The following is a 22,823-nucleotide window of genomic DNA, read 5'->3' as shown; positions in this document are numbered from 1 at the left end:
TAATTTACAACGTTATGATTCCTATTAATTTAATTGGAAGCAAGGTTACGAGTTGGTCGCTGCGAGGTCAGGAGACCATCGCAGAGCACAGTGCATAGTTTTAAAGAGAAGACTTCGTGGAGCTGGGTTACAACATACAAGTCCTGAAATCCATTTTTCAAGGCTAAAAAAAGTATCTATTCATGAATTTGGACATAATTTAGGTTTGCCTCATTGTCCTAATAAAAAATGTGTCATGACTGATGCTGTTGAAAACATTGCAACGATTGACAATGCCAATTTTGATTTATGCGAAAAATGTAAAATGAAGATTTAAATAGTAAATTAAAAGTAAGTTACTATTAGCGTTTTTTTAAATAGCATGAAGCTCTGAATGTCTCTGACTTCGGAGTACTAAAACAAATCTGATTTTTAGTATATTTGATAAAAGATGTACATGGATAAAGGTTTTGTCTTATTGATGAAAGTTTGCCATATTTTATCACAGTAAGAGTTTTGATTATATTTTAAGAACGTTGCAAACGCTTTGTGTTGGTTTTAGGAGTTATAAATAGTTACTCGTTGGAGATGATCAGTAGGAGGAACATACCACCAAAGAAATGAACCCTTTTCTATAGATTTCAATAACTAATGAACATTTTGATACTTGTATAAAAAGTGCTATTTTTACATTATATAAATGAAATATGAACTGCAAAATATCATTTCAGGAAAGAGCCCTGTTAGGCATGGAGATTCTATCCAAACAATCTCCCGTTACCTTAGAAAAAGCAAGAGCTCAAGCAAAACGTTTGAGACTAGCAAGCAAATCAAAAGTAAAGAAGCAACGCTCATAAAGCAATTTTGTGATAGCACTAATTTTTGGATTACTGCTATAAACATCAATGCCTTTGTTTCCTCTGGTGCAGAACAAAAAGTATATCTCTACAATAAATTTAAAGTAATCAAACTTAATGATAGTATCTACTATGAAACTTGGGAAGATTATTTTAATAATCTATTACTAAATAATTATTTTTTTGCTGATACGGCCTACCAATTAGTAGGTTTCTATGAACAAGAGGACATCTTATACGCAGTAGTAGAACAAAAATTTGTAGAATCTGATAGCGAAACTAATCTAGAGAATGTAAAACGATTTTTAATAGAAAATGGTTTTGAAAATACAAGAAATAATGATTATTTTAACCCAGAATTAGGCATTATCCTTGAAGACTTGCATGATGAAAATGTTTTAACCTATAAAGAGAACTTATTTTTTATAGACACCGTTTTTTATATCACTGAACAATTTTATAAATGACTACCAGTTCTCTAAAGTTTCTTTAAAGTCTGCTATCCGAGAATTCTAAAATAGCACCAAACTCCCGATGCTCTGCGAATGTCTCTGACCTCGCAGCACTAAAACAAATCGGCTATTCAAATCATTTCTTTAAAACTAACACCAAACTCTCCCAACATCTCTCCCTTCCATAAAACTAATTTGTTATAGCAATCGGCTGGACTAATGAAATTCAATTCGAAAAGTTAACATACTATTAAATGAAGATGTCTCAACCCTATTTTTCGTCTATAAATGCTTAATTTGCTAAAAATTGAAATAGGTACGCTAAAGGGGCTTTTTAATCTTTAAACACTAAAATCAACATAAAGAAAAATTTGTATGACCGGATTTGATTACATCGAAAATTGGGTAGATGAACTTTTAATAAATGCTGGCGTTTCAGATGAATGGGCCATTTATCTTAGGCTGTTATCGCTTTTAATTGCACTAAGCCTTATTTCGATTATTGGTTTCTATATCACCAAAAAAGTTGTGATTAACTACTTTTATAAGTTGGTCAGAAAATCGCCTCTAAAATGGGATGACCTTTTGGCTGATAAAGAAGTTTTAAATAACTTTGCTCATATAGTACCCGCTGTTTTTGTTCGGTTACTGGCTCCAAGTATTTTTAATGATTTTGAATCAGTGCTTCCATTCATAATTAAGCTAACGGATGTTTACTTAATTATTGTAGCAATGACCATTATTGTTGCCTTACTCAAGGTAGCTGAATATGCTTTTTCTTCGCTTGAGGCCTTTAAAGACAAGCCGTTGACGAGTTATTTTCAGCTTATTCGAATAATATTCTACATTACTACCGCCATCTTTGCTTTTTCAATTCTTTTAGGGAAATCGCCCATATATTTTTTGAGTGCTTTTGGAGCCATGACTGCCATCTTGTTGTTGGTGTTTAAAGACACGATTTTAGGTTTTGTTGCCAGTGTGCAAATGTCAACCAACGATATGGTTCGAGTGGGTGACTGGATTGAAATGCCGAAGTTTAATGCCGATGGCGACGTGATAGCCATCAACCTGAATACCGTAAAAGTACAGAATTTTGATAAAACGATTACCACCATTCCAACCTATTATTTTATTTCAGACAGTTTTAAAAACTGGCGTGGAATGGTGCATAGCGGTGGCCGAAGAATTAAACGGTCTCTTTTTGTGGATACCAATTCCATTCGTTTTGTTGATCATGATACGAGAGAAGCCTTGAAGAAAATTCACCTCATTACCGACTTTATCACCGCGAGACAAGAACAAATTGAAACTTTTAACATCAATAACAAGGTGGATACTTCGGTTTTGATTAACGGAAGAAGGTTGACCAATATTGGCGTTTTTAGAAACTATATTGAATTGTATCTTCAATCACATCCTAGCATTAAAAAGGACATGACCATTATGGTTCGACAGTTGGCTTCGGAAGACAAAGGGATTCCGTTAGAAATTTATTGTTTTACGGATACTACTGATTGGTCGGATTATGAACGCATTCAATCTGATATTTTTGACCATCTGTTTTCGGCTGCTAGCTATTTTGATATTGGCTTGTTTCAACAACCAAATGGTAAAGATATAGCATCAGCAGTTCGCCGTTTTCAAACTAGAATGAGTGAGAGTTAAGGCAGCGTTTTTTAGTTTTAAAATAAGTAGTAAGCCAGCTCCTTTAAATACCAATCATTGCTTGAAGAAGTCAGCAATAACTAGTATATCTATTTTGAAGAAGATTCAAGACGGCAATAGGCGTATGAGTGAATAATCAAAAGTAATGTAAAACACCGATTTGTAATTGATACGACCTTTTTGTAATTCTGTTTTGAAGTATAAAAAATCCCAAATCTTGTTTTTAATTGATTTGGGATTTTTAATCTGATACGATAGTATCATTAATATTTTCCACTCAACAATTCTCCACCAATACTTGATTTGGCTTCAATTCCTAGTTTTTTCATCATTTCATAAGTCGTACAAACAGCGGCAGAAGTTACGGGAATGCCACATTCTACTTGGATTAAATCGATAGCTTCTAAAGAAGGCATTTGCACACAAGCAGAAACGACTAAAACATCCACATCCGTTAAATCTAATTGTTTGTATATGTCCAATAAATTCATTGGGTTTTGAGCGGCGACTTCTAAATTGTCTGGAATTTCAAGAGCGATACTTTGCTTTACTTTGATGCCTTGGTGTTCAATATAATCCACCACCATATCGGTTAACGGTCGCATATAAGGTGTAATGATGGAAATTTGCTTAGCACCTAAAACGTTCAAGCCGTTAATTAAAGCTCCAGCAGAAGTCACAATCGGCGTAGGGAAGTCGTTTGCCACCGTTTCCTGATGCAAATTCACTTCCGAAACGCAATGATAGCCACGACCCATGCTCATAATAGCAACCAAACACGCATAACCCATGACATCGACTTGAGCATCCGATAATTCTTGAGCACATTTTAAACTCATGGCATCCATGGCTTCCAATTCTTCTTTGGTTACTTTTTTCATCCGCGTTCGGCTGGAATGAAACGTAAATAGTTCTGGTAGAATGGTTTCTCTTGCTCTAAAAATTGCAGGAATTTCTGTTTCCATCGTGACGTTGGAGGAGGGGACGATTTGGCCTATTCGGTATTTCATATTTTGATTAGTTTACAGTCGCAGTCGCAGTTTGCAGTCAGAAAACTGAAAACTGCGACTGAATACTTTTTATATTTCTTTTACCGTATTAATTAATGTTCCGATTCCTTCCACAGTTGCCTCCATCACATCGCCATCTTTCAACCATTCTTGCGGAGTTCTTCCAGCTCCAACACCAGCAGGTGTACCCGTTGCGATGATGTCGCCCGCTTCTATCGTGAAAACGGTACTTAAATCTTCTATTAAATCATTGATATTGAACAGTAAAAATTTAGTATTTGAATTTTGTTTTTCAACCCCATTTACTTTTAATGATAAATTGATATCATGGGGATTTGAAAATTCATCTTTCGTTACTAAATATGGTCCCATCGGAGCAAAAGTATCTTGTCCTTTGGAAACAATCCATTGTCCTTCCCGGCGACAATCACGTGCGGAAATGTCGTTGATGACGGTGTAGCCAAACACGTAATCTAAGGCATCGGCATTGGCAACATACTTACCTGTTTTACCAATAACGACAGCCAATTCTACTTCCCAATCAAGTTGTTGTGTGAGTTTGGTGTTTAAAATGACGTTCGTATTTGTTGCCGTAACCGTTGTTGGCGGTTTAGAGAAAATAATCGGTTTTTGCGGAAGTTTTCCTGTAGTGTCTAATGTTCTTGCACTTTCCGCAACATGCTCCGTAAAATTCAATCCAATTCCGATGATATTTTTTCGAGGCTTTTGAATAGGAGCGAGGATTTCAACTTCTTCAAATTTATAACCAATTTGTTCAAAATCAATTTCACGTGTTTCCAGAATCATTTCGGAGATTTCACTGATGATTTCAAAGCCCATGTCTATTAAATCTAGCATATCAATTGGCAATGGGAAATTAGAGATTTCGCCAAAATCTTCCATGTCAATAATAAGGTTGTTGTGTAAGAAACCTAATCGTGGTTCGGTTTCTGCTGTTTTATAAGTAAGTAGTTTCATTTTTTTAAGGTACTATGGTTCTGAGGTTCTAAGGTACTGAGGTTTTTTAAAATTATTGATGTCCATTATTGTCGATGCATGCTCTTTCCTGATAAAGTCCCAGTTTTTCCATGACGGGTAAATCATTAAAAGAAAACAAACAAGCATTTTCTGTTTCAGAGGCATTGTGATGCTCGTGAATTGCCCACGAAGGGACGCAGAAGATGTCTCTTTCTTTCCAATCAAACCGTTTCCCATCAATGATGGAATAGCCTTTCCCTTTGGCACATTGATACACAAATGAACCCGTGTGTTGGTGAGCTTTTCCTTTAAAACCAGCAGGTAATAATTGCATTGAAGCTCCCATCGTTTCCATCACATGTCCACCAGTTAAGGGATTGGAATACTTCATGAAAATTCCGTCAAAGGAATTGATTTCACTCACTTTTTGCATTTCTAGTAAAGCGGGATAGACACTTTTCCAAGAATATTTAAATAAAGGAGAGTAGGGTTTGTCCCAGTTTTTATCGGCCGGAATTAATCCTGCACAACCATAAGCAATTGGTGAATAATTTATTGGAGCAATTAATTCTTGTTTTCCGTCTAAAACGGCATAATCATTGGCTTCTAAAGCATTTAATAAAGGAATGTCCAAACCATCTTGCCAAATACAGGTTTTTCCGCCTTCTTCAACGCCATGTTCGTGCCATGCTGAATTGGGTGTAATCACAAAATCATTCACTTCCAACATAATTTTATTGCCATCGACAACGGTATAACCGCCTTCACCTTCCATAATAAATCGCAAAGCAGAAGCACGATGGCGATGAGCAGAAGTACTTTCGCCCGGACGCGTCACTTGAATGCCAGTATACAGCCATCCTACAGCGGCAGAAACCTCTTTTCGTTTATCATTAACTAAATATACAACCCGGCGACCCGCTTGTTCAGGAGTGACTAATTCGGAAGATTTGAGCACTAAACTACGCAAGTCTTCATACTTCCATAACATAGGAATTGAAGTGGTTCTAGGTTCCCAAGGTTCAATTGCATTTGCTACGGTCCATAATGCACCCGCACCAAGTGATTCTAATTCTTTATAATACGCTTCAAGTTCTGGAGTATCTTGTACTCGAGCTCTTCCGTATTGATTATCTGAATGGTTTTCGTTCATAGCTTTTAATTTTAATTTTCAACTCTTCTAGAGTTTAAACCCTAGAAGGGTTGTATGCTGCTTATTTCTTATTAAATTCCTCGTGATTATCAATCAATGTAATTTTTCGAGTTGGAGCTATATTGACTCGTAAATCAAAGATATCAAATCGGTTGTAATGTCCCAAAATATCATGCATTTGTTTGGGCTGAATACATTTTTCTAAATCAATTTCTGCATAGACAATTCCTTCTTCATCAATTAAAGGTTCGCTTACAACTGCTCCATTAGGCCCAATAATTCCTGAAAACGCTGAATTTTTACGCGTTAGTAATTCTTCAATATTTGGAACCTCGTCTTTTAAAATCACCATCATTTCCTTAGATATGGTTGAACAAGAAACAACCGTAAATAATTTACCTTCAAAGGAATGAGCCGCTGCACGAATTTTAATTGCTTCAGCCATATTATAATCAGCAGGAGCAACTGGCAACGAAATATAATTGGCAATATGAATCAATTCGCCTTGAGCAAGTAAAGTGAATCGGGCCAATGTATTGGTGTTTTCGCCACAAGCTAATGTTCCGATAGGTCCTATTTTAGTTGGATACACTTTTAAGGATGAACCATCGCCACTCGTCCAAGTCAGTTTTTCAGCCCAAGTCGGCACTAATTTTCGATGTTTTCCAATTAAATTGCCTTGGTCATCAATAATTAAATTGGTGTTATAAATTTCGCCATAACTATCGCCTCGTTCATTAATTCCAATCACGAGATGCATCTTGAAATCTTTCGCTGCTTGAAATAAGGGTTTCAACGATTCATCGGTAACGGCTACCGCACTTTTATATAATTGTTCGTACCATTTACTACCTTGAACTGGAGTCATCACCCAATTCCAATACGGATAACCTGCAATAAACACTTCAGGAAAGGCAATCAATTGAGCACCATTTTCACTGGCTTCTTTGATGAAAGAAATGGCTTTTTCAATTGTTTTTTCGACATTTAAAAAAACAGGGGCAGTTTGGACGGCGGCGGCTTTGAATTTTGGAAAGGTCATAGTTGTATAATTACGAATTTGGAATTACTAATTATGTTTAAATTCGAATGTTACTTCGTAATTCATAATTTGTAATTCATAATTTTATTTTTCATTACTTCTGAAAAAGGCTCAGCTTTAATACTTTTTTTATCAGCATTTATAGCGACATTAACTAAAGTAACTTCGCCTTCTAAAATGGTTAATCCAGCTTCATTGAAAAACTGGAAACCACAAAGCATGGAGGCAAATCCGATGTCTTTTACCCATAATTTTTTGGTTAAAATTTCACCTAATCGAGCCACATTTTTAAATTGAATTTTCAAATCAACTGTTGGAATACCGTTTGTTTCATGCATTTTAGCAAAAGGTCTATCGAGTGCTTCTTCAAACCAATCTTCTACCAAACAATTTAGCATTTCCAGAAATCGGGGATAGAAAACTATACCGGCATAATCAACATGTTGAAAACGTACTTTTTCTAGTTTGACAAATTCATTTTTCATCATCGGTCTATATTTTTAGGTTGAACTATTAAAATTTTTCTATACTTGCTTTGAGCCAAAAAACTTTTAAATAGTCTGGAACAGTTGCTTCGTTTAATAAACATCCACGATCCAGTTCTGGGTATATCTCTTCAAAAGTCTGTATCATTATTGGATTAATTCGTGTACTTACTACGCTTCGGTCTACTTTATCAGGATGATCTAATCCGGCAGAAGCCATCAAATCTACGGCACTTTTTACGGTTTCATATTGATAACGGGTTACTCGCGTACTTTTATCTTCTGGAACTAATCCTTTCATTAATCTTGGATTTTGAGTAGCAACACCAGTTGGACAAGTATTGGTATGACATTCTAAAGCTTGAATACAGCCTAAGGCAAACATCATTCCTCGAGCAGAATTACATAAATCGGCTCCAATCGATAAATTCCGAATAATATCAAAACCAGAAATGACTTTGCCACTCGCAATTACTTTGATTTGTTCTTTAATACCATATCCTTTTAAACAATCGTGTACAAAAGCTAAAGCATCCCGCAAAGGCATTCCAACATGATCAGAGTATTCAGGAGGAGCAGCACCCGTTCCGCCTTCGCCACCATCAACAGTGATAAAATCTAAATACGTTTGCGTGGCAACCATTGCTTTACAAATACTGATAAATTCAGCTTTATTCCCAATACATATTTTAATTCCAATGGGTTTGCCGCCCGAACGTTCTCGTAATAATTTTATAAAATCAATTAATTCTAGTGGAGTTGTAAAAGCAGAGTGGGTTGGTGGCGAAATAATATCGTGCCCTTTATTGACTAATCGAATGGCTGCAATTTCATCAGTTACTTTTTCTTTTGGTAAAATTCCGCCATGTCCAGGTTTTGCCCCTTGTGAGAATTTTATCTCAATCATTTTTACTTCATCTAAAATCGCTCGTTTTTCAAATTCATCTGGACAAAAAGTTCCGTCAAATTTTCGACAACTAAAATAACCAGTTCCGATATTCCAAACCACATCGCCACCTAACAAATGATAGGGAGAAAGGCCGCCTTCACCCGTATTATGGTAAAATCCCCCTTTTTTAGCACCTTCATTCAACGCAATAATTGCATTTTTACTCAACGACCCATAGCTCATTGCACTGATGTTAAACATACTGGCCATATAGGGTTTTGAACAATTGGAAGAACCGATTCTTACCAAGGGTTTCGGATTCATATCCTGAAAAGTAATTGCACGAATACTGTGGTTAATCCATTCGTAACCTGATTCATAGGTGTTTTTTTGTGTACCAAAAGGCTCCATGTCAGATTCTTTTTTACTCCGAGAATAAACCATATTCCGTTGTAAGCGATTAAATGGCTTTCCATCTGTATCTGTTTCAATAAAATATTGTCGGATTTCTGGTCCTATACTACCTAATAAATACCGGAGTCTTCCTACTAATGGGAAATTTCTTCGTATGGTATGAATCGACTGATACATATCAAACAAGCCCATTAAAATTAAGGGAATTAAAATTAAAAACAATAAACTAAACTTCCAATTTATATAGGTAAGTATTCCGTTTATGACTAAGATGGTAAAACTGACAACTAAAAAGGCTCTTCGCATTTCTTTCCGATTTACTAATTATTGATTTTATTTTAATTTAAAACGTTGAATCTTTCCAGTTTCAGTTTTAGGAAGTTTGTCTACAAAATAAATCACTCTTGGATATTTATATGGAGCAGCTACTTCTTTGAACCAGTGCTGAATATGGTTTTTCATGTTATCTGTTGCTTTAGATGAATCTTTAAGCACGATGTGAGCACAAACAAGCATTCCTCTTTCGTCATCAGGCAAGCCAACGACCGCACATTCTAAAATTTCTTCATGGGTTAAAAGTACACTTTCTACTTCAATTGCCGCAATATTGTAACCAGAAGATATAATCATGTCGTCGCCTCGAGCTACAAACCAGAAGTATCCTTCCTCGTCTTTTTTAAAAATATCTCCTGTTAAATTCCAACCATTTTGGACATATTCTTGTTGTTTATCGGTTCGATTGAGGTATTTACAACCGGTAATTCCTCGTACGGCTAATCGACCTGGTTGGTTTGTAGGAGACTCATTTCCGAGGTGATCTATAATTTTGGCTTCATATCCTGTTATGGCGACACCAGTTGCTCCGGGTTTCATATTCTCTTCGTTTGAAGAAATAAATATATGTAGCATTTCGGTGGCTCCAATACCGTCGATTATTTTTAACCCTGTTGCATTATACCAATCTTCCCAAACTTTTATGGACAAGGTTTCTCCAGCGGAAACACATTTGCGTAAGCTAGAAATATCATATTCATTTATTTTGGTAGAAATAATTCGCCATGCCGTTGGAGCGGTTAAACAAATTGTAATTTGAAAGTCTTGTATCGCTTGAAGCAACGCATCAGGTGTTGGCTTTTCTATTAAAAAGGTAGAAGCACCAAAATACAATGGAAATAATACTAAACCGCCTAAACCAAAGGTAAAACCCAGTGGCGGACTCCCTGTAAAAATATCTTTGGAAGTTGGTTGTAGCGAATAATTAGGGAATGCTTCACAAATATTTAAAATATCTTTGTGAAAGTGAGCAGTCATTTTAGGTAGTCCCGTTGTTCCCGACGTAAATCCAATTAAGGCTATACTATCTGCTTTAGAATGAAAGTTCTCAAACGTTTTGGATTTGTTCATCATCAAACGTTCTAATTCAGAGGTACCGCTTTCTGAACCACAGAATTTGCAAACTTTTTTCAGAAAATCAGATTGCACCTGTTCTAGTTCTTCTTCCAAAGCTATATCGCAAAATACATGCGAAATCTCGGCACAGTCAATAATAGTGGTCAATTCTTTAGAGCGTAATAAGGGCATGGTTGCCACCACAATTCCACCAGCTTTAAGAATTGCAAACCATAAAGCGACCATCATGGGGTTATTGGCAGAACGAATTAATACTCTATTACCGGATTGCAAACCCAAATCATCCACTAAAACATGTGCAATTTGATTGGCTTTTTCATATAAATCTTGATAACGCCATGTTTTTTTAAACGTGTGTAGACAAGGAGCATTTCCGTTTCCGTTTTTAATGTGAGTATCTAAAAGACGTTCGACACAATTGAGCATTCCATCTTCATATTTTCCTTTAAAATAGAGCGGTTGTATAGCAAGGCTTGGTAAGTAATCAATAACAAAATTGTCGACAAAATGTTTCATCAGTTACGCTTTTAGTTTTTTTACTTCTTTAGAATGAACTAACGATTTCATTTGAGTAATCGCAACTTTATTGAGTTGAATAAGTCGTTCACTTTGTGATAAACCTTGTTGAATAAGCAAAGCATTTATGCTTTCCAAATTACTCAGGACTACTAATTGCTCTAAAGTCGCAAAATCTCGTATATTTCCTTTTAGATTCGGATTATTTTCTCTCCATTCTTTGGCTGTAATTCCAAACAAAGCTGTATTAAATAAATCAGCTTCATTGGCATATACAAAACTTGCTTGTTGTTTAGTAATTTCAGGTGGAATTAGATTTTCCTTAATTGCATCAGTATGAATATGATAATTTATTTTTGATATCGTGCGTTGTAAATTCCATTCTAGATTTAAGCGGTCGTTTTCATTTTCTTTTAAACGTTGGAATTCTTTAATGATATAAAGTTTAAATTCAATTGAAATCCATGAGGCGAATTCCAAAGCAATGTCTTTATGAGCAAAAGTTCCACCATATCTTCCGGCTTTTGAAACGATACCAATCGCGTTCGTGCTTTCTATCCAACGTTTAGGGGTCATTACAAAACTATTTAAGCCAGCCTGTTTTCTAAACCCGTCGAATTCGACGGGTTTAAAATTAGGATTATATATCATTTCCCAAAAACCCAAAAGCTCAATGGTATTTCTATTTCTTAACCAATTTTTTATGATATCATCTGTTTGAGATGAATTTTTATGTCTAGCAATATCTGTCAATGAAATATAATCGTTGTTACTTTGATTCACAAGGGCAATTTGAATACCTTGAACTTCTATTTTAGATTTTTTTTTTATCATTTTCTGAGTTGCTAAGTTGCTAAGAAACTAAGTTGCTGATGTTTTATATTAGATTTTTTTATTGCTTTTTGGCTTCAACGCTTTTTTCATTCCTTCAACCTGCTTCCGTTCCGAAGCTTTTAGCGGATATAAATGCGAACTTCCACTTTTGTATTGCAATGGAACATCTTTTGGGTCAGCTTTTTCATAAGCCTGTGCATTTCTAACAAAATTTGCGTCTGCTAATAATGGTTTTCCCAACGCCACTAAATCGGCTCTACCGTTCAAAATAATGGTATTAATTTGGTCAATGTCTTGGATGTATCCTGCCGTAATCGTTGGAATAGGTATCGTATTTCGAACTACATCTGAAAAAGGAGTTTGCCACATTCTTCCCATTTGCGGTTTTTGGTTTTCGACCGTATTTCCTGAAGAAACGTTGATGATGTCAGCTCCAGCTTCTTTAAAAGCGTTAGCAATATACAAAACATCTTCTTCTAAAATTCCATTTTCAGCCCAATCAGAAGCAGAAATACGTACCGACATAGGTTTGTGTTGCGGAAATACATTTCGCATTGCTGTGAACACTCGTAATGGGAATTTGATTCGATTTTCAATGCTTTCGCCGAATTCATCCGTGCGAATATTGGTTAATGGAGAGAGAAACGAAGCCAATAAAAAGCCATGATGGGCTTGCAATTCAATCATATCAAAACCGGCTTGCTCTGCGTTTTTGGTCGCTTGAACAAATTCGGCAGTAATTGTATGCATATCCTCAACAGTTATTTCCTTTGGAATTGTCATTTTGGAATTAAAAGATATTGGAGAAGCGGAAAGTAATTCCCAAGCGTTTTCAATCGGTTCGTTTTGTCCTTCCCACGGTTTAAGAATAGCACCTTTTCGACCAGAATGTCCCAATTGAATTCCAATTTTTGTTTGTGTATTTTGATGAATAAATTTAGTTATTTTTTTCCATTCAACCACTTGATTTTCATTATAAATACCCGCACAACCTAAAGTAATACGTCCGATTGGAGAAATTGCAGTCATTTCGGTTAAAATCAAACCAACACCACCGGTTGCTCGACTTCCATAATGCACTAAATGCCAGTTATTCACTAGTCCCTCTTCGGCAGAATATTGTCCCATTGGTGCCATGACAATTCGGTTAACCAATTCTAAATCACGAAGTTTGAATTTTGAAAATGCAGGAGAAAAAGGTTGTAGGTTGTAGGTTGTAGGTTGTAGGTTGCCATTGATAGTGTTCTTAAACTCTTCTAAAACCTTATCTGTAAACGATTTATCTCTAATCTGTAGGTTTTCAAAGGTCACTTTTTTAGAACGTGTCATACAACCAAAAGCAAATTGATAAAACGGATGCTGGTTATGTCGATTCATATTCTCAAACCAATCTAACGAAACCAGTGCGGCATATTGAATCATTTCCACTGTATTTCTGCGGGTTTTGTCATATTGTGCAAAAGCGGCTTGCACATTGGTTGGGTGAGCAACGACCGCATCGGATAAACCGATTGCTGAATCCATCGCTAATTTTGTTCCTGAACCGATAGAGTAGTGGGCTGTCGCTTTGGCATCGCCTAATAAAACAATGTTGTTGTAAAACCATTTTTCATTGGTTACATGGGGAAATTGACGCCAATGTGATTTATTGGTTATCAAGGAATGACCGTCTAATTCTGCTGCAAAAATTTCACTAATTTTTCGAACGGTATCTTCTTCATTCGTTTCTTCAAAGCCGATTTTTTGCCAAGTTTCTTCGCTACATTCAAATATCCAAGTACTCTTACCTTCTTCATATTGATAGGTATGAGCGACAATTGTTCCAAACGGAGTTGTTCTAAAAAAATAGGTAAAAGCATCGAGTGGTTTGGTTGAACCCATCCACACAAAACGATTTTTCATCATCTTGATTTTCGTGCCAAATTCACTTTGAAATTGTGAGCGAATGCTACTGCCAATTCCATCACAAGCCACAATAATATCGGAGTTTGCAAACTGACTTAAATCGTCAACAGCTTGTTCAAAGTGTAAATTCACGCCTTCTTCACGACAACGTTGGTGTAATAATTTCAATAATGTTTTGCGAGAACAACCACAAAAACCGTTTCCGGAAGCACTCACGGTTTGTCCGTCGCGAGCAATCACAATATCATCCCAATAGGCAAATTCACTGCGAATAAGTTCATACGATTGAACATCACGCATTAAGAATTCGCCTAAGGTTTCATCCGAGAAAACCACCCCAAAACCAAAACTGTCTTCGGGGCTATTTCGTTCATAAACATCGATTTGGCAGTTAGGCATTGCTTTCTTTGTCAAAATTGAAAAGTAAAGTCCGCCTGGTCCGCCACCAATTACTGTTATTTTCATAATGTTAATATGAGGAGAAAAGCAATGTTTTAGCCCTCAATTTAGTAGTTTTTAAGTGCATTGATTTTCTAATTTCATAAAATCAAATGCCCCTTTTCTTAAATTAATTCTATATTCTAAATAACCTTTTAAACAGGTTAAAAAATTAGCCCATCCAAAAGAATTTGCCGAAAGCCATTTCAAACCAGCAACATCATTCTCTCGACTTTTTTCGGTAATGGTAACTAAGGTTGAATTATTTTCTCGTTCTGTCAAATTCATTTCAACCAGAAGCTCAATTTCATCAATCGTCCAATAAAAAGAAATGTATTGATCTTTAATGATTTTTCCAATTCTAACCGGACAATCTGCTTCCAGTTCTGGAAAATTCCATATAAGTTCATTCCCTTCTTCCATCAAACCAGTACTTTTAGAAATAAAGTAATAGCTCATTATATTTGGATTTACTATTGCTTCAAAAACTTGATGAAGTGGTCTTCGAATCTGCATTGCTACTTCAATTTCTAATTTTTCTGTTGTCATTTTAAGCTCTTTTTATTGAAAATATTTCTCCTAGAATTCCGTAATTTGAACCTGCTAAACGTGCAACAGGCTTATATTTTTCTAAATTAATTCTATTATTTTCAGAAAGAATAGAATCGTTAATATGAATAACTTTAATTTGACCAATCACCACGCAAGCAGTTTCAGTACCGTTTTTATCTTTTATAAAATAATGATGGATTTTTTCACATTCAAAATGAACCAAACTTTCTTTCACTCTTTTTGGTTGAATTGAAACAGAATCGATAGGCGAAAGGTTTCCTAATTCAAATTCATCAATATCAGAAGTAACATTTGCCGAAGTAGTATTCATTTGTTCTACGACTTCTTTTGTCACCAGATTAACCACAAATTGGTTGTTATTTAAAACATTATTTAAGGTGTCTTTATTGGTATTATTATCTCTTCGTGTTGAAAACATCACACAGGGCGGGTCACTACTAACCATATTAAAATAAGAAAAAGGAGCTAAGTTATTGACTCCTTGATCATCAATTGTTGAAATCCAACCAATAGGTCTCGGAATAATGGTTCCGGTTAAAAGCTTGTATAATACGGAAGCATCCGTTGATTCGGTATCAAATTGCATTTTTTTTATTGTTTATACAAATTAAAGGAAATCATAGCGATTATCGAAGTAAATGGATTTAAAAATTAAGAAAGATTCAAAATCATTTTAAAAATAATCAATTATTTGTCAATTTATTATAATTTAGATAAATTTTAAACATTATTACACAATCATTTTATATAGAATATGGAAAATAAATCTCGTGCTACCGCTTATTGGAAGGAGAACTTAGGTTACCTTTTTATACTACTAGGAATTTGGTTTATAGTTTCTTTTGGAGCTGGAATTCTTTTTAAAGACAGTCTAGATAATTTTAAAATTGGAGGATTTCCGCTTGGATTTTGGTTTGCTCAACAAGGCTCAATCTATGTTTTCGTAATTTTAATCTTTGTTTATGTTCGGTTAATGAACAAATTAGATAAAAAATACGGATTCGACGAGAAATAGTTTTTTCGTGATTAATTCTTAGCAAAATAAAAAAATAAAACCTAATTTCTCAGCTACTCAGTAACGCAGCTACTCAAAAATAAAAAAAATGGATGTACAAACTTGGACGTATATAATCGTAGGAATTACGTTTGCTCTTTATATTGGAATTGCAATTTGGTCTAGAGCAGGTTCTACCAAAGAATTTTATGTTGCCGGTGGTGGCGTTTCTCCACTAGCAAACGGCATGGCAACAGCGGCCGATTGGATGAGTGCAGCTTCTTTTATTTCAATGGCGGGAATTATTTCTTTTGCAGGATATGATGGTGCTGTTTATTTAATGGGATGGACTGGCGGTTATGTTTTATTAGCCTTATTGTTAGCCCCTTATCTTAGAAAATTTGGAAAATTTACAGTGCCTGATTTTATTGGAGATCGGTACTATTCAAAAACAGCTCGAACTGTTGCTGTATTTTGTGCTTTAATTGTTTCCTTTACTTATGTAGCGGGGCAAATGCGTGGAGTAGGAGTTGTGTTTTCTAGGTTTTTAGAAGTAGATATCGAAACAGGTGTCGTAATCGGGATGATTATTGTACTTTTCTATGCCGTTTTAGGCGGCATGAAAGGAATAACTTATACCCAAGTGGCACAATATTGTGTGTTGATTTTCGCCTTTATGGTTCCAGCCATTTTTATTTCTATTCAAATGACTGGAAATCCGATTCCGCAATTCGGAATGGGTGATACTATTACAGATGGTTCGGGCACTTATTTATTAGATAAATTAAATGGTTTGCAAACAGAATTAGGATTTGCAGAATATACCAATGGTTCAAAATCGATGATTGATGTTTTTGCCATTACCTTAGCCTTAATGGTGGGAACCGCTGGTTTACCACATGTTATTGTCCGTTTTTTTACGGTCAAAAGAGTTCGAGACGCACGTAAATCAGCTGGATGGGCATTGTTGTTAATTGCAATTTTATATACTACGGCTCCTGCCGTGGCTGTATTTGCCAAAGCGAATTTAATTCAAACGGTTAGTGAAAAAGAATATGCTTCCATGCCACAATGGTTTATGAATTGGGAAAAAACGGGATTATTAACTTTTGAAGATAAAAATGAAGATGGAAAAATTCAGTATGTTGCCGATAAGGAACAAAATGAATTGACAATTGATAATGACATCATGGTGTTGGCTAACCCTGAAATTGCTAATTTGCCTAATTGGGTGATTGCTTTAGTTGCAGCTGGTGCATTGGCTGCCGCTTTATCTACGGCTGCGGGATTGTTGTTGGTTATTTCTTCTTCAATATCTCACGATTTAATCAAAAAAATGATTAATCCAGCTATCTCTGATAAAAACGAATTATGGGCTGCGAGAATTTCAGCTGCTGTAGCAGTTGTTATCGCTGGTTATTTTGGAATCAATCCGCCAGGATTTGTAGCCGCCGTCGTCGCATTAGCTTTCGGTTTAGCCGCCGCTTCCTTTTTTCCTGCAATTATTTTGGGTATTTTTTATAAAAAAATGAATAAAGAAGGAGCGATTAGCGGCATGATTGTAGGGATGGCTTTGATGCTTTATTATATGTTAAAATTCAAATTTGGCGTTTTTGATGGTGGAAAAGAAATGGTTGAATCTTTAAAGCCTAGTTGGTGGTTTGGAATTTCACCTGAAGGATTTGGTACAATCGCAATGCTAGTTAATTTTATGGTGGCTTTAGTAGTGAATAGATTTACGCCAGAACCACCACAAGAAGTTCAAGATATTGTAGAAAACATCAGAATTCCTTCTGGTGCTGGTGAGGCTTTAGACCATTAGATAATTTTTTTTAGTTTTTTAATTCCAATTTTAATAGAAAGGAATATTCATAAAACAATTAAAATCCTTAATTTTACTTTTTTCAAAGAATAAAAATCGAATATGAGTTACTATAAAATACATGACCTCGAGAATTATTTCAAGATGTATAAGAAATCAGTACGTGAACCCCGTAAATTTTGGGATCGCATTGCCGACGAAAACTTCACTTGGTATCAAAAGTGGGATAAAGTCTTTGAATTTGATATGCAAGAAGCCCAATTTAAATGGTTTATTGATGCTAAAGTGAATATCACAAAAAATTGCATTGACAGGCATTTATCTAAAAGAGGGGAAAAAACAGCTATTATTTTTGAACCCAATGACCCAAATGAAGCAGCTGTTCACATAACTTATAATGAGTTATATACTCGAGTAGCAAAAATGGCCAATGTACTTCGAGACCAAGGAATTAAAAAAGGTGATCGTGTTTGTATTTATTTACCCATGATTCCAGAATTAGCGGTTGCTATTTTGGCCTGTGCACGAATTGGAGCAATCCATTCGGTGATTTTTGCAGGTTTTTCAGCTGCAGCGATTGCAACTCGAATTAATGATAGCGATTGTAAATTAGTCATTACTTCCGATGGTGGATTTAGAGGGAATAAAACCATCGATTTAAAAGGAATTGTTGATGAAGCTTTAGAAAAAACCCCTTCAGTTGAAAAAGTGTTGGTTGTAAAACGGACTAACGAATCTATTACAATGAAAGAGGGACGTGATTTATGGCTACAACCGCTTTTAGACGAGGCAATGTCAACCAATGTAGCTGAAATAATGGATGCAGAAGACCCGTTGTTTATTTTATACACCTCTGGTTCTACCGGAAAACCAAAAGGAATGGTGCATACTACTGCGGGATACATGGTTTTTACAGCCTATACCTTTAAAAATGTTTTCAATTATGAAGAAAATGATGTGTATTGGTGCACCGCTGATATCGGCTGGATTACCGGACATTCCTATATTTTATATGGTCCATTACTAAATGGAGCAACGACTGTTATTTTTGAAGGCGTTCCTTCTTATCCCGATTTTAGTCGGTTTTGGGAAGTCATCGAAAAGCATCAAGTAACTCAGTTTTATACGGCACCCACAGCAATTCGAGCCTTAGCCAAAGAAAACTTAGATTATGTGCAACGTTTTCAATTAGATTCATTAAAAGTCATTGGATCGGTGGGCGAACCCATTAATGAAGAAGCTTGGCATTGGTATAATGATCACGTAGGTGGAAAACGCTGTCCGTTAGTAGATACATGGTGGCAAACTGAAACAGGTGGAATTATGATTTCTCCCATTCCATTTGTTACGCCAACCAAACCTACTTATGCATCTTTACCGTTACCCGGAATTCAACCAGTATTGATGGATGAATTACGTAATGAAATTGAAGGAAATCAAGTAACAGGAAGTTTGTGTATTAAATTCCCTTGGCCAGCAATGGCTCGGACAATTTGGAATGACCACCAACGCTATAAAGAAACTTATTTTACGGCTTTTCCAGGTAAATATTTTACAGGCGATGGAGCTTTACGCGATGAAGTAGGCTATTACCGAATTACAGGTCGTGTAGATGATGTCATTATTGTTTCTGGTCATAATTTAGGCACAGCACCAATCGAAGATGCAATCAATGAACATCCAGCAGTTGCTGAAAGTGCGATTGTCGGTTTTCCACATGATGTCAAAGGAAATGCGTTGTATGGATTTGTCATTTTAAAAGAAGCGGGAGCAACCCGCGATAAAGAAAACTTACGGAAAGAAATTAACCAATTAATTTCAGACCAAATTGGACCAATTGCTAAATTAGATAAAATTCAATTCGTATCCGGTTTACCAAAAACTCGTTCAGGAAAAATTATGCGTAGAATTTTACGAAAAATTGCAGAAGGTGATTATTCTAATTTTGGTGATATTTCAACTCTTTTGAATCCTGAAATAGTAGACGAAATTAAAGACGAGAAAATATAATAATTACTATTTTTCATAATTATACTAAAAACCGCTATATATTACAAAGCGGTTTTTTTTGTAAATTGCTAACAATAAACATGATAATTAAATAGAAATAAAACTCCTATGATAAAAACAGCTAAGTTTTTACTTGTTTTATATTTACTATTCGCTTTTCCAGCAGCAAATAGTTTTGCCCAATCGATAGAACAAACACTCGATGTGGTTTTTCAAAACTATTATCAGCCAAATTTGCCTGGAGCAACCGTTCTAATTGCCAAAGATGGAGAAATTATCTATCGAAAAGCATTTGGGAATGCAAATATGGAACTCAATGTAGCAATGAAACCTGAAAATATTTTAGAATTAGGCTCCATTACCAAACAATTTACAGCTGTTGCTATTTTAATGTTGATGGAACAAAATAAACTTTCGCTTCAAGATTCACTTTCAAAATATATTCCAGATTATCCAAATGGAAATAAAATAACTATTCATCATTTACTGACACATACTTCTGGAATTAAAAGTTATACCGACATGCCAAGTTTTAGAACATTCGCTAGTGAAGACATGACGCCAATTGAGCTTATTGCAATGTTTAAAAATGAACCGCTAGATTTTAAACCTGGTGAAAAATTTAACTACAGCAATTCTGGCTATATTGTGTTGGGTTATATTATTGAACAAGTTTCTAAAATTTCTTATGAAGAATTTATAGAAACTTTTATTTTTAAAAAGATTGGAATGTCTCATTCTCTTTATGGAAGTAAAACAGAAATAATAGCTAATCGTGCCAGCGGTTATCAACCTGATGGAGAAGGAGGCTATCAAAATGCAGAATATTTAAGCATGACTTTGCCTTATGCGGCCGGTTCTTTAATGTCGAATGTTGATGATTTGTTGTTGTGGAATCAAGCTATTCATACCAATAAATTAATTTCAGAAAAGTCTAAGCAATTGGCTTTTACTAATTATACGACCACTAGTGGAAAACCCCTATTTTATGGTTACGGATGGATGCCTAACGAACTTGCAGGCGAACAAACTTTAGAACATTCGGGGGGTATTTTTGGATATTCTACTTATGGACTCTATGCTCCAAAGCAAAATTGTTACGTAATTGTCTTATCCAATAATAACGGAATAAATCCTTCTGAACCTGCTTTACAAGCAGCAGCGATTGCACTTGGTAAACCAATTATAAAGCAATCAAACTCCAAAATAACAAACGAACAACTAAAAAAATGGGTGGGGACTTATATTTATGAAGACCAAACTATTCGCTATATCACTTTTAAAGACGGTAATTTATATAGCCAACGTAAAGATGGTCAAATGTTTAAATTAATAACAATCTCGGAAACTGATTTTGCTTTAGCCGATAATTTAATCACTTTAACTTTTGGAATAAAAGATTCCAAAAAAACGGTTATAATGGCTAATCGTATTGAAAAATATTATGGCATTGAAGCCGATTTACTACAAAAACAGTAAACCAAACCAAAGCAATTTCATAAAGAGCAAGAATGACACATATTTAGTATCTTTATAAAAATTGAAATCCAATTGAAAGATAAGTCAGAATTAATAGATGTTGTTATTATCGGTGGTGGTTTAGCCGGATTAACGGCAGCTATCGACTTGTCTCAAAAAGGATATCAAGTTGTTTTGTTTGAAAAAAATGAATATCCAAAACATAAAGTTTGTGGCGAATTTATTTCTAATGAAGTGTTGCCTTATTTTAAATCGTTATTAGTTGATTTAGAAACATTAAGTCCAACAAAAATTAATAAAACAACCTTTTCAATTAGTTCGGGAAAACAAATTTCTAGTAATTTAACGTTGGGCGGATTTGGAATAAGTCGGTTTGCCTTAGATTTTTATTTAGCCAAAAAAGCTGTCGAACTCGGCTGTCACATCAGACATGAAAATGTATTGAAAGTCAATTTTGAATCGGAAGAATTTACTCTCCAAACAGCAAAAAACCATTTCTTTACAGCTAAAGTTGTCTTAGGTGCTTTTGGAAAGCGTTCGACTTTAGATAAAGAACTAAATCGAAGTTTTATTTTTAAAAAATCACCATGGCTAGCCGTTAAAGGACATTATTCAGGAAACTTTCCCAATGATTTGGTTGCCTTACATAATTTTGAAGGTGGTTATTGTGGTATATCAAAAGTAGAAGAGAATATAATTAATATTTGCTATATCGTTCAATATAATGTCTTTAAAAAATATAAAAATATTGCCGATTTTCAAGAAAATGTAATGAATGAGAATCCGCAGCTAAAAGCCATTTTAAAAGAAATGACACTCTTGTTTGAAAACCCACTTACGATTAGTCAAATTTCGTTTGAAGATAAAAAACAAGTTGAAAATAAGATGCTCATGTTAGGCGATTCGGCTGGTTTAATTCATCCACTTTGCGGAAACGGCATGGCGATGGCAATTCACAGTGCAAAATTAGCTAGTATAGAAGTCGCTTTATTTCTTGAAGGAAAACAAGCTAGAGAACTAATGGAAAAAAATTATTTAAACCGATGGAATCAAGAATTTAAAAACCGATTGCAGATGGGTAAATTCTTGTCCAAAATATTATTAAATAAATACTGGAGTGCCGTTTTGATGAAAATAGTGCTCCAATTTCCAAGCTTACTTCCATTAATTATTCGTAAAACACACGGCAAACCAATACAATAGTGAGCATACAAACTAAATACCGTACTGAAGAAGAAGAAATCATGGATGATTTTACCCTTGAAGGTAAAGAACTCCAAGATGCTTTAGATAAAATCGCCTCTATTAATAAAATGTTGGGAGGAAATAAATTAACTTTACAAGGAGTGGAAAAGTTACTCAGCCTTAAACCTAAAACAATTATAACTATTGTCGACGTGGGTTGTGGTAATGGTGATATGCTTCGGACTCTAGCTGATTTTGCAATAAAAAATCAGCTTAAAGTAAATTTAATTGGAATCGATGCCAATGCATTTACAATCAATTATGCACAAAAATTATCTAAAAACTATCCGATGATTAGCTATCAAAATGAGGATGTTTTTTCTAAAGTATTTAGTGAAATTAATTATGATATAGTATTGTGTACCTTAACCTTACATCATTTTAAAAATGAACAGATTGAATATTTAATCAACTTATTTTCAAAACAGAGTAGGATAGGCGTCGTTATTAATGATTTACACAGAAGTGCGATTGCCTACCGATTATTTCAACTAATTTGTTATTTATTCGGATTGAATGAAATGTCTAGAAAAGATGGTTTAGTTTCTATTTTACGTGGATTTAAAAAGAATGAATTGCTTAATTTTTCAGAAAAAATAAACGTTTCAAAACAAAATATCCAATGGAAATGGGCTTTTCGATATCAATGGATTATCTTTAAATAAAAATAGTT

At 34.9% G+C, this 22,823-nt stretch carries 20 protein-coding genes; 9 read left to right on the top strand and 11 right to left on the bottom strand.

Annotation, left to right across the window (positions count from 1 at the left end):
* Positions 1 to 52 precede the first annotated feature (52 nt).
* The 3 genes from PHR76_RS13185 to PHR76_RS08720 all read left to right on the top strand — a co-directional run bounded on the left by PHR76_RS13185 (position 53) and on the right by PHR76_RS08720 (position 2,953).
* Entirely contained in the window at positions 53 to 316 is a 264-nt protein-coding gene (locus PHR76_RS13185; protein WP_366143587.1) for a matrixin family metalloprotease, read from the top strand.
* A gap of 363 nt (positions 317 to 679) precedes the next feature.
* Complete coding sequence (locus PHR76_RS08725; protein WP_300061105.1) at positions 680 to 1,303, top strand: hypothetical protein; 624 nt, start codon at positions 680 to 682, stop codon at positions 1,301 to 1,303.
* Between the two features lie 360 nt (positions 1,304 to 1,663).
* Complete coding sequence (locus tag PHR76_RS08720; protein WP_300061102.1) at positions 1,664 to 2,953, top strand: mechanosensitive ion channel domain-containing protein; 1,290 nt, start codon at positions 1,664 to 1,666, stop codon at positions 2,951 to 2,953.
* A gap of 263 nt (positions 2,954 to 3,216) precedes the next feature.
* Here PHR76_RS08720 and PHR76_RS08715 read toward each other — a convergent pair whose 3' ends face one another.
* The 11 genes from PHR76_RS08715 to PHR76_RS08665 all read right to left on the bottom strand — a co-directional run bounded on the left by PHR76_RS08715 (position 3,217) and on the right by PHR76_RS08665 (position 15,186).
* Positions 3,217 to 3,963, bottom strand: a complete 747-nt coding sequence (locus tag PHR76_RS08715; RefSeq protein ID WP_300061100.1) for an Asp/Glu racemase — start codon at positions 3,961 to 3,963, stop codon at positions 3,217 to 3,219.
* A 69-nt stretch (positions 3,964 to 4,032) separates the two neighbouring features.
* A complete protein-coding gene (locus tag PHR76_RS08710; protein ID WP_300061098.1) occupies positions 4,033 to 4,941 on the bottom strand; it encodes a fumarylacetoacetate hydrolase family protein in 909 nt (302 codons plus the stop codon).
* 52 nt (positions 4,942 to 4,993) lie between these two features.
* Entirely contained in the window at positions 4,994 to 6,094 is a 1,101-nt protein-coding gene (locus tag PHR76_RS08705) for a cupin domain-containing protein (RefSeq protein ID WP_300061095.1), read from the bottom strand.
* 61 nt (positions 6,095 to 6,155) lie between these two features.
* A complete protein-coding gene (locus tag PHR76_RS08700) occupies positions 6,156 to 7,136 on the bottom strand; it encodes a carbon-nitrogen hydrolase family protein (RefSeq protein WP_300061092.1) in 981 nt (326 codons plus the stop codon).
* Positions 7,137 to 7,198: 62 nt separating this feature from the next.
* A complete protein-coding gene (locus PHR76_RS08695; protein ID WP_300061089.1) occupies positions 7,199 to 7,624 on the bottom strand; it encodes a thioesterase family protein in 426 nt (141 codons plus the stop codon).
* Positions 7,625 to 7,649: 25 nt separating this feature from the next.
* Positions 7,650 to 9,230, bottom strand: a complete 1,581-nt coding sequence (locus PHR76_RS08690) for an FMN-binding glutamate synthase family protein (RefSeq protein ID WP_300061086.1) — start codon at positions 9,228 to 9,230, stop codon at positions 7,650 to 7,652.
* A 27-nt stretch (positions 9,231 to 9,257) separates the two neighbouring features.
* Entirely contained in the window at positions 9,258 to 10,850 is a 1,593-nt protein-coding gene (locus PHR76_RS08685; protein ID WP_300061082.1) for an AMP-binding protein, read from the bottom strand.
* 3 nt (positions 10,851 to 10,853) lie between these two features.
* Positions 10,854 to 11,684, bottom strand: coding sequence for a KilA-N domain-containing protein (locus PHR76_RS08680; RefSeq protein ID WP_300061079.1), 831 nt, complete (start codon positions 11,682 to 11,684; stop codon positions 10,854 to 10,856).
* 48 nt (positions 11,685 to 11,732) lie between these two features.
* Positions 11,733 to 14,054, bottom strand: a complete 2,322-nt coding sequence (locus PHR76_RS08675; RefSeq protein WP_300061076.1) for an FAD-dependent monooxygenase — start codon at positions 14,052 to 14,054, stop codon at positions 11,733 to 11,735.
* Between the two features lie 51 nt (positions 14,055 to 14,105).
* A complete protein-coding gene (locus PHR76_RS08670; RefSeq protein WP_300061073.1) occupies positions 14,106 to 14,576 on the bottom strand; it encodes an SRPBCC domain-containing protein in 471 nt (156 codons plus the stop codon).
* A gap of 1 nt (position 14,577) precedes the next feature.
* Complete coding sequence (locus PHR76_RS08665; RefSeq protein ID WP_300061069.1) at positions 14,578 to 15,186, bottom strand: flavin reductase family protein; 609 nt, start codon at positions 15,184 to 15,186, stop codon at positions 14,578 to 14,580.
* A 168-nt stretch (positions 15,187 to 15,354) separates the two neighbouring features.
* Here PHR76_RS08665 and PHR76_RS08660 point away from each other — a divergent pair, with 168 nt between their 5' ends.
* The 6 genes from PHR76_RS08660 (at position 15,355) to PHR76_RS08635 (ending at position 22,815) form a co-directional block, all read left to right on the top strand.
* A complete protein-coding gene (locus PHR76_RS08660) occupies positions 15,355 to 15,615 on the top strand; it encodes a DUF4212 domain-containing protein (RefSeq protein ID WP_300061066.1) in 261 nt (86 codons plus the stop codon).
* A gap of 88 nt (positions 15,616 to 15,703) precedes the next feature.
* Positions 15,704 to 17,416, top strand: coding sequence for a sodium:solute symporter family protein (locus PHR76_RS08655; RefSeq protein ID WP_300061063.1), 1,713 nt, complete (start codon positions 15,704 to 15,706; stop codon positions 17,414 to 17,416).
* 102 nt (positions 17,417 to 17,518) lie between these two features.
* Positions 17,519 to 19,426, top strand: a complete 1,908-nt coding sequence (gene acs / locus PHR76_RS08650; RefSeq protein ID WP_300061061.1) for an acetate--CoA ligase — start codon at positions 17,519 to 17,521, stop codon at positions 19,424 to 19,426.
* 108 nt (positions 19,427 to 19,534) lie between these two features.
* Positions 19,535 to 20,905 (top strand): serine hydrolase domain-containing protein, encoded by a 1,371-nt coding sequence (locus PHR76_RS08645; RefSeq protein WP_300061059.1) that lies wholly within the window; start codon positions 19,535 to 19,537, stop codon positions 20,903 to 20,905.
* A 72-nt stretch (positions 20,906 to 20,977) separates the two neighbouring features.
* Positions 20,978 to 22,108 carry an NAD(P)/FAD-dependent oxidoreductase gene (locus tag PHR76_RS08640; protein ID WP_300061057.1) on the top strand — a complete coding sequence of 377 codons (1,131 nt, stop codon included), beginning with the start codon at positions 20,978 to 20,980 and terminating at the stop codon, positions 22,106 to 22,108.
* Positions 22,108 to 22,815 (top strand): methyltransferase domain-containing protein, encoded by a 708-nt coding sequence (locus PHR76_RS08635; protein WP_300061054.1) that lies wholly within the window; start codon positions 22,108 to 22,110, stop codon positions 22,813 to 22,815. Before PHR76_RS08640 ends, PHR76_RS08635 begins: the two co-directional genes overlap by 1 nt.
* Positions 22,816 to 22,823 lie beyond the last annotated feature (8 nt).

Origin of the sequence: Flavobacterium sp., assembly GCF_028689845.1 — a bacterium.
GTDB lineage: Bacteria > Bacteroidota > Bacteroidia > Flavobacteriales > Flavobacteriaceae > Flavobacterium.
Note: the sequence above shows the minus strand (reverse complement) of the source record. Positions and strands in the feature narration are given on the sequence as shown.

Coding starts and splice junctions, on each gene's coding strand:
- PHR76_RS08725 (WP_300061105.1), top strand. CDS start 680: ATGAAATATGAACTGCAAAATATCATTTCAGGAAAGAGCCCTGTTAGG.
- PHR76_RS08720 (WP_300061102.1), top strand. CDS start 1,664: ATGACCGGATTTGATTACATCGAAAATTGGGTAGATGAACTTTTAATA.
- PHR76_RS08715 (WP_300061100.1), bottom strand. CDS start 3,963: ATGAAATACCGAATAGGCCAAATCGTCCCCTCCTCCAACGTCACGATG.
- PHR76_RS08710 (WP_300061098.1), bottom strand. CDS start 4,941: ATGAAACTACTTACTTATAAAACAGCAGAAACCGAACCACGATTAGGT.
- PHR76_RS08705 (WP_300061095.1), bottom strand. CDS start 6,094: ATGAACGAAAACCATTCAGATAATCAATACGGAAGAGCTCGAGTACAA.
- PHR76_RS08700 (WP_300061092.1), bottom strand. CDS start 7,136: ATGACCTTTCCAAAATTCAAAGCCGCCGCCGTCCAAACTGCCCCTGTT.
- PHR76_RS08695 (WP_300061089.1), bottom strand. CDS start 7,624: ATGATGAAAAATGAATTTGTCAAACTAGAAAAAGTACGTTTTCAACAT.
- PHR76_RS08690 (WP_300061086.1), bottom strand. CDS start 9,230: ATGCGAAGAGCCTTTTTAGTTGTCAGTTTTACCATCTTAGTCATAAAC.
- PHR76_RS08685 (WP_300061082.1), bottom strand. CDS start 10,850: ATGAAACATTTTGTCGACAATTTTGTTATTGATTACTTACCAAGCCTT.
- PHR76_RS08680 (WP_300061079.1), bottom strand. CDS start 11,684: ATGATAAAAAAAAAATCTAAAATAGAAGTTCAAGGTATTCAAATTGCC.
- PHR76_RS08675 (WP_300061076.1), bottom strand. CDS start 14,054: ATGAAAATAACAGTAATTGGTGGCGGACCAGGCGGACTTTACTTTTCA.
- PHR76_RS08670 (WP_300061073.1), bottom strand. CDS start 14,576: ATGACAACAGAAAAATTAGAAATTGAAGTAGCAATGCAGATTCGAAGA.
- PHR76_RS08665 (WP_300061069.1), bottom strand. CDS start 15,186: ATGCAATTTGATACCGAATCAACGGATGCTTCCGTATTATACAAGCTT.
- PHR76_RS08660 (WP_300061066.1), top strand. CDS start 15,355: ATGGAAAATAAATCTCGTGCTACCGCTTATTGGAAGGAGAACTTAGGT.
- PHR76_RS08655 (WP_300061063.1), top strand. CDS start 15,704: ATGGATGTACAAACTTGGACGTATATAATCGTAGGAATTACGTTTGCT.
- acs (WP_300061061.1), top strand. CDS start 17,519: ATGAGTTACTATAAAATACATGACCTCGAGAATTATTTCAAGATGTAT.
- PHR76_RS08645 (WP_300061059.1), top strand. CDS start 19,535: ATGATAAAAACAGCTAAGTTTTTACTTGTTTTATATTTACTATTCGCT.